We start from the raw sequence: 15,589 nt of genomic DNA, 5'->3' as shown, positions 1-15,589 counted from the left end.
CTTTTTGCTTATCGGCCGGTCAGGGCCGCGAGGGGCACGTCGGTCCAGATCCCGGCCAGCGCCGTCAGCAGGGCCTCGGCCTCGGCCGGATCGCCACATTGCGCGCGCAGCTTCGTGGCCAGCGCGGCATCGCCCAAGGGCCGGCCGGGGCTGCCCTCGGCCTCAACCACGGTGCGCGAGAGGGTGCGGCCGTCCGCCAGCCACAGCGTCACCCGGGCGCCGTCGACGGTGAGCGCGGGATCCACGACCATGGGGCCGAGGCGGGCGCGGAGCGCGGCGATCCGCGGGTCACCGGCGGCCTCGGCATCGACCTCGGCCGGGCCGAAGCGGCCGCGCAGCAGCGCCGCGCTGACGCAATGCTGGGCGCAGACCTGAAGGTCGCGCGGCAGGCGGGCGAGCGGGCGGTCGGTGCGGTCGAGGAGCAGCTGGCATCCGGCGATCTCGATCCGGGCGATGGGGGCATCGCCCAACTCCGCCCTGAGCGCCAGCGCCGCCTCGATCACCGGGTTCAGCACCACGCCGCAGGGATAGGGCTTGGGCATGTTGCGGGCGAAGGACCAGTCGTGTCCGAGGCCCCGCGCCAACCCCTCCAGATCCGGCCGGTCGGTCACCAGCCGCAGGTAGCCGCGCGGGCCTTCCAGCGGCGTTTCCGGCCCCGCCACCCCCTCGGCCGCCATCAGCGCCGCCAGCACCCCGGCTTGCGCCGCGTTGCCGACGCCGGTGCTCTTGGCCATGGTGCCCAGTGTCTCGACCGTGCCCGAGGCCTGCGCGGTGGCATGGCCCAGTGCCCAGAGGCTGCGCTCGGCGTCCAGACCCAGCAGACGCGCCGAGGCCAGCGCCGCCCCCAGCGCGCCGGTCGTGGCGGTGATGTGCCAGCCGCGGCGGTAATGCTCGGGCGAGATGGCATCGGCCAGACGGCACGCGACTTCGCAGCCCAGGGTGAAGGCGGTCATCGCCTCGGCCGGGGCGGTCCCCCGATCCTCGGCCAGCGCCATGACCGCGCCGAGGACGGGCGCGGTCGGGTGCAGGATGGTCGGCGCATGGGTGTCGTCGAAATCGAGAAGGTTGCAGAGCATGGCATTGGCAAAGGCCGCCCGGGTCACGTCCAGCCGCGGCCCGCCCGCGATCACCCCGGCCCGCGCGGGGCCGGACAGGCGGGTCAGCACCCGCAGCATCGCCGCCGCATCCGGGTCGCGGCGCCCGGCGATGCCCGCGGCCAGCGCACTGGTGACCGAGCGCCGGGCGAGGTCGCGCAGCGCGGGCGGGATCGCCCGGGTCGGGGTCTCGGCGGCGAAGCGGGCCAGCGCCGCCGAGGGGGAGGGCGCGCTCATTCCGGCGTGGCCAAGTCGATGATCGTGGCCATGTCGGCCGCGCTGTCGAGGGACCAGAGCGCCCCGATCAGGGCCTCGGTCCGGGCGGGCGTCAGCACCTCGGCCTGATCGCGGAACTTCTGCGCCAACTGGTCGTCGGACAGGGGCCTGCGGATATTGCCGATGGAGGCGTCCAATTCCTTGGTCAGCACCCGCCCGTCCTTGAGCCGGAGCGTCACATGCACCCCATCCTCGGGCACCGTGTCCGAGGCGCGGGGCGTGACGCGGGCGCGCATCGCCTTCACATCGGCGGCGTTCACCGTCTCGTCGCTGAATTCCTCGCGTCCGGCGCGGTGGCGGGCCAGCGCGATCCCGGCGGCGTGGTAGATCGAGAACTTGCCCTGCAGCCCGACGGTGATGTCCTTCTGGTTGCACAGGTCCAGCACCAGCGGCGCCACGTCCAGCTCGACCGCCTCGATCATCGCGGGGGTGAGGTCATGCGCCGCGACCAGTTGCAGGCAGGCGTCGATGGTCGGATGCACGACGATGCCGCAGGGGAAGGGCTTGTAGGTATTCTCGTGCAGCAGCGGGTCGCGCCCGAGGTCGCGGGTGACAAGCGACAGATCGAACGTGCCCGAGGTGCCGGTCGTGACATGGGCAAAGCCGCGCGGGCCTTCCAGCGGGGTCGGCCCGGCGGTGAAGCCCTTCGCCGCCAGCAGCGCCGCCATATAGCCCGCCTCGGCCGAGCGGCCGGGATGCAGCGATTTCGCCATGGCGCCGAAATTATCGCGGATCCCGGCGGCCTGGGTCGCGGCCAGCCCCAGCGCGTGGCGCATCTGCTCGGGGTTCAGGCCCATCAGCCGGCCGATCGCCGCCGCCGCGCCGAAAACGCCGATCGAGCCGGTGGAATGCCAGCCCGCCTGGTAATGCGCGGGATAGGTGGCGTTGCCGATCCGGGTGACGGCCTCGTATCCCAGGATGAAGGCATGCAGGAAATCCGCGCCGCTGACCGGGTTGGCGCTGGCATAGGAAAAGAGCGCCGAGGCCACGGGCGAGGTCGGGTGGATGTAGTTCGACGGCGTGGTGTCGTCGAAATCATGGACATGCGAGCTGATGCCGTTGAGCAGCGAGGCCAGCAGCGGGTCGAAGCCCTCGCGGCGGCCCAGCGCCCGGGCGGTCGGCGCCCCGCCGAAGGGGCCGCGGGCGGCGATGGCGATCTCGACCGCCTCATGCTCGGCCCCGCCCAGCGCGCAGCCGACGATATTGACCAGCGCCCGGCGGGCCTCGTGCCGGTCGCGGTCGCTGATCGCCTCGGGGCGCTGGGTGGCGAGGTGGTCGGCCAGGGCCTGGGACACGCCCTGCGGCGTTGCGGTTGCGGTCATGGGGGTCTCCTCGGACGCGGTGGATGGGCGGCGGGGCAGGGCCCGGCGCCGCGGTTCGGTCGATGCGCGGCGCGGGGCCGCAGGAAAGGCACCTCCCGGTCCGGCGATTCGCGGGTCGGCCGCGGTGGTATCGCTGCGAGTCGGGGGTTGGCTTCAGAATCATCATACAATACTACCATAATCAACCTTAAACTCGCTCAGCGGCTCCTGCGCGCCACGGCGCCTTCATCTGATTGAAATAAAACAGGAATTGCTGGCAGGGGCGGGAATTTCTTGGCTAAGGCCATTGTTCTTGAGTTATGATTGTATGATTGCTATACAGTATGCAGGTTCGACCCGGCCATCACCGCGGAGGAAGGCGGTGGCAAAGGGGCGATGCGTAAGCCGCACCGGGCTTGACCCCGGCCGCGCGAAGGAGGAGCCATGACGCTTCTGGATGTGCCCCGGATCGCCCTCGATCCGTTCACCTACGAGACGATTCCCGACAATCTGCAGATCATGAGCGAGGCGCTGGCACAGGCGCCGGTCTGCTGGCTGGAGCCTTACGGTGTCTATGTCACCGGCCGCCATGCGCTGGCGCAGGTCATGTTCAAGGAATGGGAGGTCTTCACCTCGACCGTGAAGGCTTTCGGCGAGCGCGAGTTCATCCGCAAGACCCTGGTGCAGGAGGATCCACCCGACCACGGCCGGGTCCGCAAGCCGATGATGAGCCTGTTCTCGCCGCTTGCGCTGAAGGAATACGACGCCTATTTCCGCGCCGAGGCCGAGACGATGGCCGACGAGATCGTGGCGATGGGCGAGGTCGACGGCGTCGAGGACATCGCCGCGCGTTACGTGCTCAAGGTCTTTCCCGACATTCTGGGCGTGATCGACATGGACCGGCCGCGGCTGCTGCCCTGGGCCGACCTCGCCTTCAATTCCAACGTGCCGGGCAATCAGATCTTCCTCGATTGCAAGGCGCGCAGCGGCGATGTGCTGGAATGGTTCGCCCATCAGATGCGGCGCGAGAATTTCCGCCCCGACAGCATGGGCGGCCAGATCTTCCGCATGGCCGACGAGGGGATCCTGTCGCTGGAAGACGCGCAGACGCTGGTGGTCATCATCTTCAGCGCCGGGTTCGACACCACGATCCTGGCCATCGGCAACGGCTTGAAGCTGCTGGCCGACAACCCCGACCAATGGGACCGCCTGCGCGAGGCGCCGGAGCTGGTGCGCACCGCCTTCGAGGAAACGCTGCGCATGGAGCCGCCTGCGCGCACCGTCGGCCGCGGCGTGACCCGCGATACCGATCTGTGGGGCGTGCCGCTCAGGGCCGGGGACAAGGTGGCGTCCTTCCTCAACGTGGTGGGGCGCGATCCGGCGGTCTGGGACGATCCCGACGCCTTCCGCGTCGACCGGCGCAAGGTGCTGGGCCATATGGCTTTCGGCGCGGGGGTTCATGCCTGTGCCGGGCAGGCGCTGTCCAGGATGGAATATTCGGCCATCATCGGCGCGCTGGTGTCGCGTGTCCGCCGGATCGAGCCGACCGGCCCCGCCGAACGCAAGATCAACAACAATGCCTCGGGCTTTGCCCGGGTGCCGCTGCGCCTGATCCCGGCCTGACCGGGGCGGCGCAGCACGCCGACGATGGCGGATCGCCAGGGCCCGCAGAGGGGGGCCGGGCAATCCGTCCGACATCACGGATCCAGGGAGGGACCAATGAACGTGACAACGAGACTGGGGCGCTTCGGCGCCTGCGCGCTGACCGCGCTGAGCCTGATGACCGCCACCACCGGCGGGGCAGGGGCGCAGACGGTGCTGCGCATGGCGACGGCGCTGCCGGAAAACCACCTCTACATGAACGAGGTCTACACCCCGTTCATCGAGCGCGCCAACGAGGCTGCGGCCGGGCAATTCACCATCCAGCCCTTCCCGCCGCCCTTCGCCACCAACACCAACATGCTGGACCGCGTGGTCTCGGGCGTGGCCGATATCGGCATCATCCAGATGCCCGCCATCGGCGTGCCCTTCCCGCGGACCGATGTGATCGGCCTGCCGAACCTGACCAGCAGTTCCGAGGCGGCGATGGCCGCGCTCTGGGGGCTCTACGAGGACGGCATGCTGGACGCGGCGCTGAGCGAGCAATTCGTGCTCTTGGGCTTCGTCACCGCCACCGCGCCGCGGCTCTTTACCCGTTTCCCGGTCCATGCCGCCGCCGATCTGCAGGGCCGCCGCATCCGCATCACCGGCCGCGCCACCTCGGACGTGATCGAGGCGCTGGGCGGGGCGCCGACCTCGATCTCGATCACCGAGGTCTATCAGGCGCTGGACCGCGGCGTGGTCGAGGGGCTGACCACGGCGATCAACGCCGTCGCCGCCTTCCATTTCAACGAGGTGGTCAGCTACGGGGTCGAGAACTTCGCCTTCGGTCTGGTGCCGGGCGCGGTCATCATGAACCGTCAATCCTATGACCGGCTGACCGACGAAGGCCGCGCGGCGCTGGCCGAGGTCACCGGGCTGGACCTGTCGGTCTTCATCGGCCGGGCCATGGACGAGATCGACACCGAGTCGCGCCAGGTGCTGGTCGGCGCGGTCGAGATGACCGACCTCTCGCCCGAGGAACTGGCGATCTGGCAGGCGGCGACCGAGCCCGCGATCCGCAACTGGGTCGAGAGCACCGACAACGGCGCCGCGATCCTCGACTCCTACCGCGAGCGTGTGGCGGCCTATCGCCGGGCCGAGTGACCCGAGGGGGCCGGGATGCGCGAGCCTGCGCGCCCCGGCCTCTGCCTGTCGACAGCAAGATCGGGCAGGGGCCGGCGCGACCGGCCGCCTGCCCGTTGAAACCCGTCCGTTGAAAGGGGCTTGGGCAGATGGCTCAAGAGAATGCAGACCTGACCCTCACCGCGGCCGAGACCGCCCCTGTCACCGCGGGCGGCCTTGACCGTCTGGCGCGGGGGCTGGCGGGGCTGACCAGCCTGATGGCGGTGATCGGCATCGGGCTATTCCTGGTGGTCGGCGTGACGATGTCGGTCGATGTGGTGATCCTGCGCACCCTCTTCGTGATCTCGATCCCCGGCTCGAACGAGATCTACGCCGCGCTGATGTGCACGGCCATCGCGCTGGTGATGCCCAACGGTCTGGCGGCCCGGGCAATCCTGGAGATGGACCTTCTGGTCAACACCTTCCCGGCCCGTGTCGTCGCCTGGCTCCGGTGCCTCGGCGCCACGATCTTTGCCGGTTGTCTGGTGGCGCTGGCCTGGGCGATCTGGGGCCAGGTCGAGATGGCCTGGCAGACGGGCTCGCAATCGCTGCTGTTCCAGATCCCCTATTGGTATTCCTACGCGCTGATCCTGTTTGCGCTGGTCGTCTCGCTGCCCGTCTCGCTGGTCAATGTCGCGCTTCAGGCGCGCGAGATCCCCGGGGCGCCGGTGGCGGGAGGCCTTTCCGCGCTGGTCGCGGGCGTGGCGGTTCTGGCGCTGGGCTATTGGCTCGCCGCGACCCATCAGACCTATTTCCTGAGCAACATGATGATGAGCGCGCTCTGGCTGGTCATCGCGCTCTGGGTGATGATCCTGCTCTTCGTGCCGGTCGCCGCCGCGCTCACCTTCTGCGCGCTGGTCGGTGTCATGGGCTTTTTCGGCAGCGGCGCCGCGATCAGCGTGCTGGGGTCCGAAACGGTGGGCCTGCTCACCTCGGCCGACCTGGCGATCATCCCCTTCTTCCTGATGATGGGCAGTTTCGCCGTCACCAGTGGCATGGCGAGCGACATCTACCGGCTGGCCAACGCGCTTTTCTCGCCCTTCCGGGGTGGGCTGGCGCTGGCCACGGTGGCGGGCTGCGCGGGTTTCGGGGCGCTGACCGGCTCGTCCATCGCCACGGTCGCCACCATCGGCTCGGCCGCCTTCCCCGAGATGAAGAAGCGCGGCTATTCGCCGGCGCTTTCGGCCGGGACGATCACCGCGGGTGGCACGCTGGGGCAGCTCACGCCGCCCTCGACCGCCATCGTGGTCTATGCGCTCCTGGTCGAGGAATCGATCGGGTCCCTCTACATGGCGCTCCTGATCCCTGCCGCCGTGACGCTCGCGCTCTACATGGTCGCCATCGTGCTGTCGGTGCGGCTGGGCGCGGCGGGTCCGGCCGGCGAGCCCTGGGACCGGCGCGAGATCGGCGCGGCGGCCTTGCGCTGCATCCCGGCCTTCATCCTCTTCGGGCTGGTCATCGGCGGGATCTTCTTCGGCGTCTTCACCGCGACGGAAGCGGCCTCGCTGGGCGCGATCCTGGCAGTGGTGGTGACGCTGCTGCGCGGGCGGCTGACGCGGCAGAACTTCCTGCAGGTCGCGTCGGACACCACCAAATCCACCTCGATGATCTATTTCCTCATCATCGGGGCGCTGACGCTGACCTTCCTCATGTCCTCGACCGGGGTGGCGCAGGAGCTGTCGCGCATGCTGCTCGACACGCAGCTGGCGCCCTGGGTGATCGTGTCGCTGATCGCGGTGCTGTTCATCCTTCTGGGCACGATCATGGACAGCATGACCATCATGATGATCACCGCCTCGACCACCGGGGCGCTGATGCAGGGTCTGGGCTATGACCTGATCTGGTGGGGCGTGATGATGGTCGTGGTGGTCGAGATCGGCGTCATCACCCCGCCTTTTGGCATCAACCTGTTCATGATGCGCTCGGTCGCGCCGGAACTCAGCCTGACCGAGATGTACCGGGGCGTGATCCCCTTTGTCGTGGCGGACCTTCTGAAAGTCGCGCTGCTGATCGCCCTGCCGGGGCTGCCCCTGCTGCTGCTCTCCTGAGCGGCGGTCCATCGAAAACAAGGAGTGGGACATGGCCGGATTCGGCAGTTTTGAGGGCCGGACGGCGGTTGTCACCGGCGGGGCCTCGGGGATCGGACTGGCCATCGCCCGGCGCCTGAGGGCCGAGGGAATGAATGTGGTCATCGCCGATATCGACCCCGTGGCGCTGGAGGCCGCCGCCGCCGAGATCGGCGCGCTGGCGGTGAGGACCGACGTGAGCCGCATCGCCGAGGTCGAGGCCTTGGCCGAGGCGGTGCTAACCGCTCATGGCAGCGTCGATCTGGTCTGCAACAACGCGGGCGTGGGCCCGGCCGGGCGGCTGGCGGATCTGACGCTGGCGGACTGGAAATGGATGCTCGAGGTCAACCTCTGGGGCGTGATCCATGGCCTGCATGTCTTCCTGCCGCTGCTGAAGGCCAATCCGCGGGGCGGCTGGGTGGTCAACACCGCCTCGATGGGGGGCCTCAGCCCGGTCGAGGGGCTGGGTGCCTATGTCACCGCGAAATACGGCGTGGCGGGCCTGACCGAGACGCTGGCGCTGGAACTGGCCAGCGACGGGGCGAAGGTGGGCGCGACGCTGCTCTGTCCCGGGCCGATCCGCACCAACATCGGCCGCTCGATGCGCCACCGGCAGGGCGAGGCCGCGCCGGGCGGTCTGGCCGATGTCGATGTCTCGACCATGGCGCATTACCGCAACGCGATCCCCTGGCGCCCGCCCGAGGACGCGGCCGAGGCGGTGGTCCGGGCCCTGCGTCAGGGGGCGCTCTATGCCATCACCCACCCCGAACAGCGCGACCGGATCGAACGGCGGATGGGCGCGCTGCTGGCGGCCTTCGAGCAGGAGTGAGAGGAAGACCATGAAGATGATCGTGACCGGGGCCGAGGGCTTTGTCGGGCGGGGCCTTGTCGCCGCGCTGGCGCCCCTGATGGCCGAAACGGACGAGCTGGTGCTGATCGACCGGCAGCTGGAGCCGGTGCAGGGCCGGGGCCGGGTGCGGCTCTTGGAGGGCTCGGCCAGCGACCGCTCGCTGATGGCCGAGGCGATGGCGGGCGGCGCCGATGTCGTCTGGCATCTGGCGGCGGCGCTGGGCATGGTGGCCGAGCCTGACCTGCACGCGGGCCTCGACGCCAACCTGCACAGCATCCTCACGGTGATGGAGACCGCGACCGACAAGGCCCCGGGCGCCCGCATCGTCAACGCCAGTTCGGTGGCGGTCTACGGCTCGCCCGTGCCCTCCGAGGTGAACGATTACACCCTGCCCAACGCCAACAGCAGCTATGCCGCGCAGAAGCTGGTCAGCGAGATCCTGCTCGACGATTTCACCCGGCGCGGCCATGTCGACGGGCTGTCGCTGCGGCTGTCGGGGGTGATGGCGCGGACGCCGGGGTTTTCCAGCACCTCCTCGGCCTTTCTCAACAACGTCTTCCATGTCGCGCGCGAGGGGGGCGAGATCGTCATGCCTTGCAGCCCCGACATGACCAGCTGGCTGATTTCGCGGCAGGAAATGGTCTTCAACCTGCAACTGGCGGCGCGGTTGCCGGCCTCGGCCCTGCCCGCGCGGCGGCATTGGGCGCTGCCCGCGCTGACCGCGCGGATGGGCGATCTGGTGGCGGCGCTGGCGCGGCGCTATGGCCCCGATGTGACCGAGCGCGTGACCTTTGCCCCCGATCCGAAGATCGAGGCGATGTTCTGGCAACCCCCGCTCAAGGCCGAGATGGCGGTGCGGCTGGGCTTTCGCGCCGATGCCGATTGCGACGCGCTGGTCGACCGGGTGCATGCGCAATACGCCTGAGCGCCCCTCTGCCCGGCGGGGCCCCGGTCGATCGCCCGCCGGTCGGACAATCTGCATTGCCGGGTCTCTGAGCGGAGCCTATAGATTGCCCCATGAAGCTGAACGAGCGCCATCTGATGCAATTGGCGGCCGTCCTCGACACCGGCAGCGTGTCCGAGGGCGCGGCGCTTCTGGGCATGACGCAATCGGCGGTCAGCCGCTCGCTGAGCATGCTGGAAGCCCGGGTCGAACAGCCGCTTTTCGTGCGGGGGCGACGGCCGTTGAAGGCCACGCCCCTGGGCGAGCAGCTGGCGATCCACGGCCGCGCCATCCTTGCCGCCTCGCGCCATGCCACCGATGCGGTGCGCGGCTATGTGACCGGGGCGCGGGGCGTGGTGCGCGTGGGGGGCGTGCCCTTCTTCATGGATGCGATGATCAGCCAGATGATCGCCAGCTTCCACGGCGAAGAGCCCGAGGTCACGGTCGAGCAGAGCTATGGCAACCTGCCGGAGATGACCGTCGCGCTGGAGGCGGGGATGATCGACCTCGCCATCGTGCCGGTGGGCTCGGCGCATCCCGGCCCCGCCTTCGACTTCGTGGAACTGCTGCCCGGGCGCAACATCGTCGCCTGCCGCCCCGGCCATCCGCTGATGCGCCGCACCCGGCTGCAGGCGGTGGACCTGACCGCCTATCCCTGGATCGCGCCCTTGCCCGGCTCGCCGCTGATGTCGGACCTGCAGATGATCCTCATGAGCATCGGCGTCTCCGACCTGAGCATCCGCTACGCGGGCGGCTCGCTGATGAGCGTCATCAGCTTCCTGTCGGGCTCGGACGCGCTGGCGGTGCTGCCCTTCTCGGTGGTCTTCGCCCAGCGCAAGGAGAACCGGGTCACCGTGCTGCCCTTCGACATTCCGCAACCCAACCGCTCGCTGGGGATCCTGCGGCTGGCCGGGGCGCCGCGCTCGCCCGCCGCCGACCGGCTGGCGCAATACATCATGGCCGCCTTCAACGACCTGCGCCACATCATCCAGCGGCACGAGAATGCCGTGGTCTGGGGCCGCTGACCCCGGGGCGGTGGCCCGCCACGCTCCCTTTCATGTTGGCCAACCATGCGCTATGGATTGTGTTACCGTCATGCATGTCAGGGGATCTGTCATGCTGAAGGCCGACGTTGATAAAGCCGGAGTGAACGTGACGTTTCTGGTCGAGAGAGTGGCGGCGCCCCTGCGCCAGCAGGTGACCGACAGCATCCGCAACGCGATTGCGCTGGGGCATTTCAAGCCCGGCCAGCGCCTGCGCGAGCGCGAATTGTGCGAGATGGCCGGGGTCAGCCGGACCCTGGTGCGTGAATCCCTGCGCCAGCTGGAGACCGAAGGCCTGATCGAGGTTCACGCCAACCGCGGCCCGATGGTGACCAAGCTCTCGCGCAAGCAGGCCGAGGACATCTACCGCGTGCGCAGCCTGCTCGAGGGGCTGGCGGCCGAGCTGGTCGCGACCGAGGCCGATGACGCCGCCGTGGCGGGGCTCGCCGCGGCTTTCGACCAGCTGCGCGTGGCGATGCAGAGCGCCGATGTGCTGGACCGGCTGGTGGCGAAGAACCATTTCTACGACGTGCTCATCAAGGCCGCCGACAATCAGGCGGTGGGCGACACGCTGCGCATGCTGAATTCGCGGATCACGCTGTTGCGTTCGGCGTCCCTCAGCGCCCCCGGGCGGACCGAGCACAGCCTGGCGGAACTGGGCGCGGTGATCGACGCGATCAAGCGCCGCGACGCCCCCGCCGCGCGCGAGGCGGTGACGCTGCATGTCCGCAACGCCGCCATCGCCGCTCTGGGCCGTCTGGAAGAGCCCGCGCCCGACGCGTCCTGACCCTGCGCTCATGCCCGTCGGGCCGCGTCCCGGTGCAATATACCCCAAGGGTATATTGCTGCACGGGATGCGCATTTGACCTGAACGGGGGCGATCCCGGATAAGGGCCGGGACGACACGGTGGCGTGCCGGGGCGGGGCAGGGGCCCTGTCCCGCGGGTCTGCCGGGGTCGGATCCGTCCACGCCCGGCGCCACGCCCGGGCCGCAGTCCAGGGGCCCTGAGACCATGAGCTATTTCGATGAATCCCGTTCGGCCGAGACCGTCAACAGCCGGATGGGGCCCGGGACCGACGCCCGCCTGCGGCAGGTCATGGAAAGCCTGGTGCGCCATCTGCACGCCTTCGCCGTCGATGTCTCGCTGACGCAGGAGGAATGGGAATACGGCATCGGCTTCCTGACCCGGACCGGGCAGATGTGTTCGGACGAGCGGCAGGAATTCATCCTGCTGTCGGACGTGCTGGGCTTCTCGATGCTGGTCGATGCGATCAACAACCGCCGCCCCAAGGGCGCGACCGAGAACACGGTGTTCGGCCCGTTCCACGTCGCCGACGCGCCGGTCCGGCAGATGGGCGAGACCATCTCGCTCGACGGCAAGGGCGAGAGCTGCCTGTTTCAGGGCGAGGTCCGCGATCTGGACGGCAACCCGGTCGAGGGCGCCTGCGTCGATGTCTGGTCCGACAATGCGGACGGCTTTTATGACGTGCAGCAGCCCGGCATCCAGCCGAAATGGAACAACCGCGGCCGTTTCTATACCGGCCCGGACGGGCGCTATGCCTTCGTCGGCATCAAGCCGGTGGCCTATCCGATCCCCGATGACGGCCCGGTCGGCCAGATGCTGGGGCAGCTGGGCCGCCACCCCTACCGCCCCGCGCATATGCATTACCTCGTCACCGCGCCGGGCTTTCAGAAGCTGGTCACGCATACCTTTGTCGGCGACGACACCTACCTCACCTCGGACGCGGTTTTCGGCGTGAAAAGCTCGCTCGTCGCGCCCTATGAGCGGCTCGAGGGGGCCGAAACGCTCTGGCGGTCGGATTACGATTTCGTGCTGGTCCCGGCCTGATCCCGCCATGCCGAACATCAAGCTCTATGTCGACATGCAGCGCCATCCCGAGGCCCGCGGCCAGATGCCGGCGCTGATGGCGGAACTGCGCGACATCGTGGTGCAAACCCTGGGCGTGCAGAAAGCCGCCTGCCAGCTCGCCGCCATCGAGGTGGCGGGCCTGGCCGACCAGCCGCCCGTCAATCTGGAGATGAGCTATCTGCCCGCCCCGGCCCGGACCCGCGACCGGATGGAGCAGGTGGCGGGGCTGCTGCGCGACGCGGTGCGGCAGGCCACCGGGCTGCATTCGGCGGTGCGCTTCACCGCGCTCGACGGCGGCACCTATCTGGCGACGAAATAGGCCTCAGCCCCGGCGGCGGACCTGCCGCTCGTGATCCATGCGGTTCTGCAGCCGGTGCAGCTCGTCCCCGACAAAGCCCGCGAAGGCCTTCAGCGTCCGCGCCTCGCGCCCCTCGGCGGCGGTGAGGATGCCAAGCTGCCGGTCGGGGTGTTCGATCCGCACCGGCAGGATCTCCAGCGGCGTCGTCCGCCCGGCGAGGAAGGCCACCGAATAGGGCAGGACCGTCAGCGCGTCCGAGGCCGAAAGCACGGCCAGGATCGACGACAGCGTCCCGCCCGAGAAGCTGACCTGAAAATCATCGCGCCCGATGGAGCGCAGCGCGCGTTGCAGGTCGCGGTAAAGGGGGCTGTCGCTGGGCGGCGCGATCCAGCTGAAATCCTCGATATCGGCCATGGTCAGGCCCTTGCGCCGGGTCAGCGGATGCCCGGCCCGGCAGGCGATGACGTTGTGCCCGGCCAGCAGCGGCGTGAAGGTCATTTCGCGCGGGACCTGCGTCGGGTGCAGCGGCAGGATCGCCAGATCCAGCGTGCCGTTGCGCAGGCTGGTCGCCAGCGCGTCGAGATAGCCATAGACCTGTTCGATCTGCACATCGGCGTTGCGCGACTGGAAATCGGCGATGATGCCCGAGACGACGCCATCCATGAACACGGGCGTGCCGCCGACCCTGAGCCGCCCGGCCTGCCCCTGCTGGAAGCGGCGGACCATCTGCCCGGCCTCGATCCCGGCGGCCCGGATCCGTGCCCCCGCCTTGGCCAGGCTCAGACCCAGTTCCGTGGGCCTGAGCGGGCGGCGTCCCGGCTCGAACAAGGGCATGCCGACCCGCTGTTCCAGCAGGGCCATGCTGCGCGAGACCGAGGGCTGCGACTTGCCCAAAGCCTCGGAGCCTTCGGTCAGGCCCCCCTTATCGACGATGACGGCCAGGATTTCGAGGTGTTCGGCGCTGAGTTTCATGCCGACAAGCTATATAAGCTGGGCAGGATGCGATCAATATTGTCTGCTTGTCGGTCTACCTTTGGTCTGTCGGAACGGGAGGAGTCCGACCGCGCAAAGGCCCGAGCCCCCGGGGGCGCCGGGCCGCGTGGCCTGCCTCCGCCTCCGATGCGGCCTTTCTTCGCCCCTGAACCGGGGCAGGGCGGGCCGTCCGCGCAGAGGAAGAAGCGAAAGGACAGGGGCTCATGGCCGATATTTCGACGGATGTGCTGATTATCGGGACGGGCCCGGCGGGGGCGGCCTCGGCCGCGCTCTTGTCGAGCTATGGCATCGAGACGATGGCCGTGAACCGCTACCGCTGGCTGGCCAACACGCCGCGCGCCCATATCACCAACCAGCGCACCATGGAGGTCCTGCGCGACCTCGGGCGCGAGGTCGAGGACGAGGCCTATCTCTTCGCCACGCATCAGGAGCTGATGGGCGAGAATATCTTCTGCGAAAGCCTCGCGGGCGAGGAAATCGGCCGGATGAAGGCCTGGGGCAACCATCCCTTGTCGCGCGCCGCGCATCAGATGGCCTCGCCCACAAGGATGAACGACCTGCCGCAGACCTTCATGGAGCCGTTGCTCTTCAAGACCGCCTGTTCGCGCGGCACGCAGGCGCGGATGTCGACCGAATACCTGTCCCACACGCAGGATGCCGAGGGCGTGACCAGCGTGTTGCGCGACCGGCTGACCGGCAAGGAACTGACCGTCCGTTCGAAGTACCTGATCGGCGCCGATGGCGGCAAATCGCTGGTCGCCGAACAGACGGGGCTGCCCTTCGAGGGCAAGATGGGCGTCGGCGGCTCGATGAACATCCTGTTCCGGGCGGATCTGTCGCGCTATGTCGCGCACCGGCCCTCGGTCCTCTACTGGGTGATGCAGCCCGGCGCGGATGTCGGCGGCATCGGCATGGGGCTGGTGCGGATGGTGCGGCCCTGGAACGAATGGCTGATCGTCTGGGGCTATGACATCAACGGGCCCGAGCCCGAGGTGACGCCCGAATTCGCCACCGGCGTGGCGCGGCAGCTGATCGGCGATCCCGACCTGGATATCGAGCTGTTGTCGGTCAGCACCTGGACCGTGAACAATTACTACGCGACCCGGGTCTCGAACGGCCGGGTCTTCTGCATGGGCGACGCGATCCACCGGCATCCGCCGTCGAACGGGCTGGGGTCGAACACCTCGATCCAGGATGCGTTCAACCTGGCGTGGAAGCTGGCCATGGTGCTGAAGGGGCAGGCGGGTGAGCGGCTCTTGGACAGCTACGACGCCGAGCGCGCGCCGATCGCCAAGCAGATCGTCACCCGCGCCAACCAGTCGATCGCCGAGACCGGGCCGATCTTCGCCGCGCTCGGCATGGCCGAGGGGGTGGACCCGGCGCAGATGCAGGCCAACCTCGAGGCGCGCTGCGACGGTACGCCCGCGGCCGAGGCCCAGCGCGAGGCGATCCGCAAGGCCATCGCCTTCAAGAAATACGAATTCGACGCCCATGGGGTGGAGATGAACCAGCGCTACCGCTCCTCGGCGGTGGTGACCGACGGGCAGATGGAGCCGGCGCTGGAGCTGGACGCCGACCTCTATTACCAGCCGACCACCTGGCCCGGCGCGCGACTGCCGCATGCCTGGCTCTACCGGCGCGATACCGGCGCCGAGACCTCGACGCTGGACCTCTGCGGCAAGGGGCGGTTCACCCTCCTCACCGGTCTGGGCGGCGAGGCCTGGGCCGACGCGGCGGCCAGGGTCGCGGATCGGCTGGGGATCGACCTCGTGACCCATGTCATCGGCCCGCGTCAGCCCTATGTGGACCATGGCGGCGACTGGGCGCGGATCTGCGAGATCCGCGACAGCGGCTGTCTGCTGGTGCGCCCCGACCAGCATGTCGCCTGGCGCGCGACGGCGATGACCGAGGATCCCGAGGGCGACCTGTTCCGCGTGCTGCGGCAGGTTCTGGCCCGCTGACAGGCGCCGCGCGCACCGCATATCCCGCCCGTCCGCGCCTCACCGCAGCGGGCGGGCGCTGGCCTGTCTGGCGCCCTCTGGTGGGGCAGGCCGGGCGGGCAGCAACCCACGCCCCTCGGGGCTGAAAGGA

General features: G+C 69.2%; 13 protein-coding genes. 10 read left to right on the top strand and 3 right to left on the bottom strand.

The window, feature by feature from the left end; translation table 11 throughout:
• Positions 1-8: 8 nt before the first annotated feature.
• Entirely contained in the window at positions 9-1,331 is a 1,323-nt protein-coding gene (locus DDE23_RS22290; protein WP_107751800.1) for an MmgE/PrpD family protein, read from the bottom strand.
• On the bottom strand, positions 1,328-2,692 hold the full coding sequence (locus tag DDE23_RS22285) for an MmgE/PrpD family protein (RefSeq protein WP_107751799.1): 1,365 nt from the start codon (positions 2,690-2,692) through the stop codon (positions 1,328-1,330). The genes DDE23_RS22290 and DDE23_RS22285 overlap by 4 nt, the downstream gene beginning before the upstream one ends.
• Before the next feature lie 423 nt (positions 2,693-3,115).
• On the opposite strand from DDE23_RS22285, the gene DDE23_RS22280 reads away from it, so the two are divergent.
• From DDE23_RS22280 to DDE23_RS22240, 9 genes are all read left to right on the top strand, one after another.
• On the top strand, positions 3,116-4,294 hold the full coding sequence (locus DDE23_RS22280) for a cytochrome P450 (RefSeq protein WP_107751798.1): 1,179 nt from the start codon (positions 3,116-3,118) through the stop codon (positions 4,292-4,294).
• A gap of 96 nt (positions 4,295-4,390) precedes the next feature.
• Positions 4,391-5,416, top strand: a complete 1,026-nt coding sequence (gene dctP, locus DDE23_RS22275) for a TRAP transporter substrate-binding protein DctP (RefSeq protein ID WP_157958103.1) — start codon at positions 4,391-4,393, stop codon at positions 5,414-5,416.
• A gap of 128 nt (positions 5,417-5,544) precedes the next feature.
• A complete protein-coding gene (locus tag DDE23_RS22270; protein WP_107751796.1) occupies positions 5,545-7,482 on the top strand; it encodes a TRAP transporter large permease in 1,938 nt (645 codons plus the stop codon).
• 31 nt (positions 7,483-7,513) lie between these two features.
• Entirely contained in the window at positions 7,514-8,329 is an 816-nt protein-coding gene (locus tag DDE23_RS22265) for an SDR family NAD(P)-dependent oxidoreductase (protein WP_107751795.1), read from the top strand.
• A 10-nt stretch (positions 8,330-8,339) separates the two neighbouring features.
• Positions 8,340-9,275 carry an NAD-dependent epimerase/dehydratase family protein gene (locus tag DDE23_RS22260; protein WP_157958102.1) on the top strand — a complete coding sequence of 312 codons (936 nt, stop codon included), beginning with the start codon at positions 8,340-8,342 and terminating at the stop codon, positions 9,273-9,275.
• A 92-nt stretch (positions 9,276-9,367) separates the two neighbouring features.
• Positions 9,368-10,318, top strand: a complete 951-nt coding sequence (locus DDE23_RS22255; RefSeq protein WP_107751793.1) for a LysR family transcriptional regulator — start codon at positions 9,368-9,370, stop codon at positions 10,316-10,318.
• Between the two features lie 91 nt (positions 10,319-10,409).
• Positions 10,410-11,123, top strand: a complete 714-nt coding sequence (locus DDE23_RS22250; protein ID WP_107751792.1) for a GntR family transcriptional regulator — start codon at positions 10,410-10,412, stop codon at positions 11,121-11,123.
• Positions 11,124-11,349: 226 nt separating this feature from the next.
• Positions 11,350-12,186, top strand: a complete 837-nt coding sequence (locus tag DDE23_RS22245) for an intradiol ring-cleavage dioxygenase (RefSeq protein WP_107751791.1) — start codon at positions 11,350-11,352, stop codon at positions 12,184-12,186.
• A gap of 7 nt (positions 12,187-12,193) precedes the next feature.
• Positions 12,194-12,526, top strand: coding sequence for a hypothetical protein (locus DDE23_RS22240; RefSeq protein WP_107751790.1), 333 nt, complete (start codon positions 12,194-12,196; stop codon positions 12,524-12,526).
• Positions 12,527-12,529: 3 nt separating this feature from the next.
• On the opposite strand, the gene DDE23_RS22235 is transcribed toward DDE23_RS22240, so the two are convergent.
• A complete protein-coding gene (locus DDE23_RS22235) occupies positions 12,530-13,477 on the bottom strand; it encodes a LysR family transcriptional regulator (RefSeq protein ID WP_107751789.1) in 948 nt (315 codons plus the stop codon).
• A gap of 224 nt (positions 13,478-13,701) precedes the next feature.
• On the opposite strand from DDE23_RS22235, the gene DDE23_RS22230 reads away from it, so the two are divergent.
• Positions 13,702-15,459 (top strand): FAD-dependent oxidoreductase, encoded by a 1,758-nt coding sequence (locus tag DDE23_RS22230; RefSeq protein WP_107751788.1) that lies wholly within the window; start codon positions 13,702-13,704, stop codon positions 15,457-15,459.
• Positions 15,460-15,589 lie beyond the last annotated feature (130 nt).

It is taken from the genome of Pararhodobacter aggregans (assembly GCF_003075525.1).
Taxonomy (GTDB): Bacteria; Pseudomonadota; Alphaproteobacteria; order Rhodobacterales; family Rhodobacteraceae; genus Pararhodobacter; species Pararhodobacter aggregans.
Note: the sequence above shows the minus strand (reverse complement) of the source record. Positions and strands in the feature narration are given on the sequence as shown.

What these genes read in the sequence shown, in the direction of transcription:
- DDE23_RS22290 (WP_107751800.1), bottom strand. Translation starts at nt 1,331, where the DNA reads ATGAGCGCGCCCTCCCCCTCGGCGGCGCTGGCCCGCTTCGCCGCCGAG.
- DDE23_RS22285 (WP_107751799.1), bottom strand. Translation starts at nt 2,692, where the DNA reads ATGACCGCAACCGCAACGCCGCAGGGCGTGTCCCAGGCCCTGGCCGAC.
- DDE23_RS22280 (WP_107751798.1), top strand. Translation starts at nt 3,116, where the DNA reads ATGACGCTTCTGGATGTGCCCCGGATCGCCCTCGATCCGTTCACCTAC.
- dctP (WP_157958103.1), top strand. Translation starts at nt 4,391, where the DNA reads ATGAACGTGACAACGAGACTGGGGCGCTTCGGCGCCTGCGCGCTGACC.
- DDE23_RS22270 (WP_107751796.1), top strand. Translation starts at nt 5,545, where the DNA reads ATGGCTCAAGAGAATGCAGACCTGACCCTCACCGCGGCCGAGACCGCC.
- DDE23_RS22265 (WP_107751795.1), top strand. Translation starts at nt 7,514, where the DNA reads ATGGCCGGATTCGGCAGTTTTGAGGGCCGGACGGCGGTTGTCACCGGC.
- DDE23_RS22260 (WP_157958102.1), top strand. Translation starts at nt 8,340, where the DNA reads ATGAAGATGATCGTGACCGGGGCCGAGGGCTTTGTCGGGCGGGGCCTT.
- DDE23_RS22255 (WP_107751793.1), top strand. Translation starts at nt 9,368, where the DNA reads ATGAAGCTGAACGAGCGCCATCTGATGCAATTGGCGGCCGTCCTCGAC.
- DDE23_RS22250 (WP_107751792.1), top strand. Translation starts at nt 10,410, where the DNA reads ATGCTGAAGGCCGACGTTGATAAAGCCGGAGTGAACGTGACGTTTCTG.
- DDE23_RS22245 (WP_107751791.1), top strand. Translation starts at nt 11,350, where the DNA reads ATGAGCTATTTCGATGAATCCCGTTCGGCCGAGACCGTCAACAGCCGG.
- DDE23_RS22240 (WP_107751790.1), top strand. Translation starts at nt 12,194, where the DNA reads ATGCCGAACATCAAGCTCTATGTCGACATGCAGCGCCATCCCGAGGCC.
- DDE23_RS22235 (WP_107751789.1), bottom strand. Translation starts at nt 13,477, where the DNA reads ATGAAACTCAGCGCCGAACACCTCGAAATCCTGGCCGTCATCGTCGAT.
- DDE23_RS22230 (WP_107751788.1), top strand. Translation starts at nt 13,702, where the DNA reads ATGGCCGATATTTCGACGGATGTGCTGATTATCGGGACGGGCCCGGCG.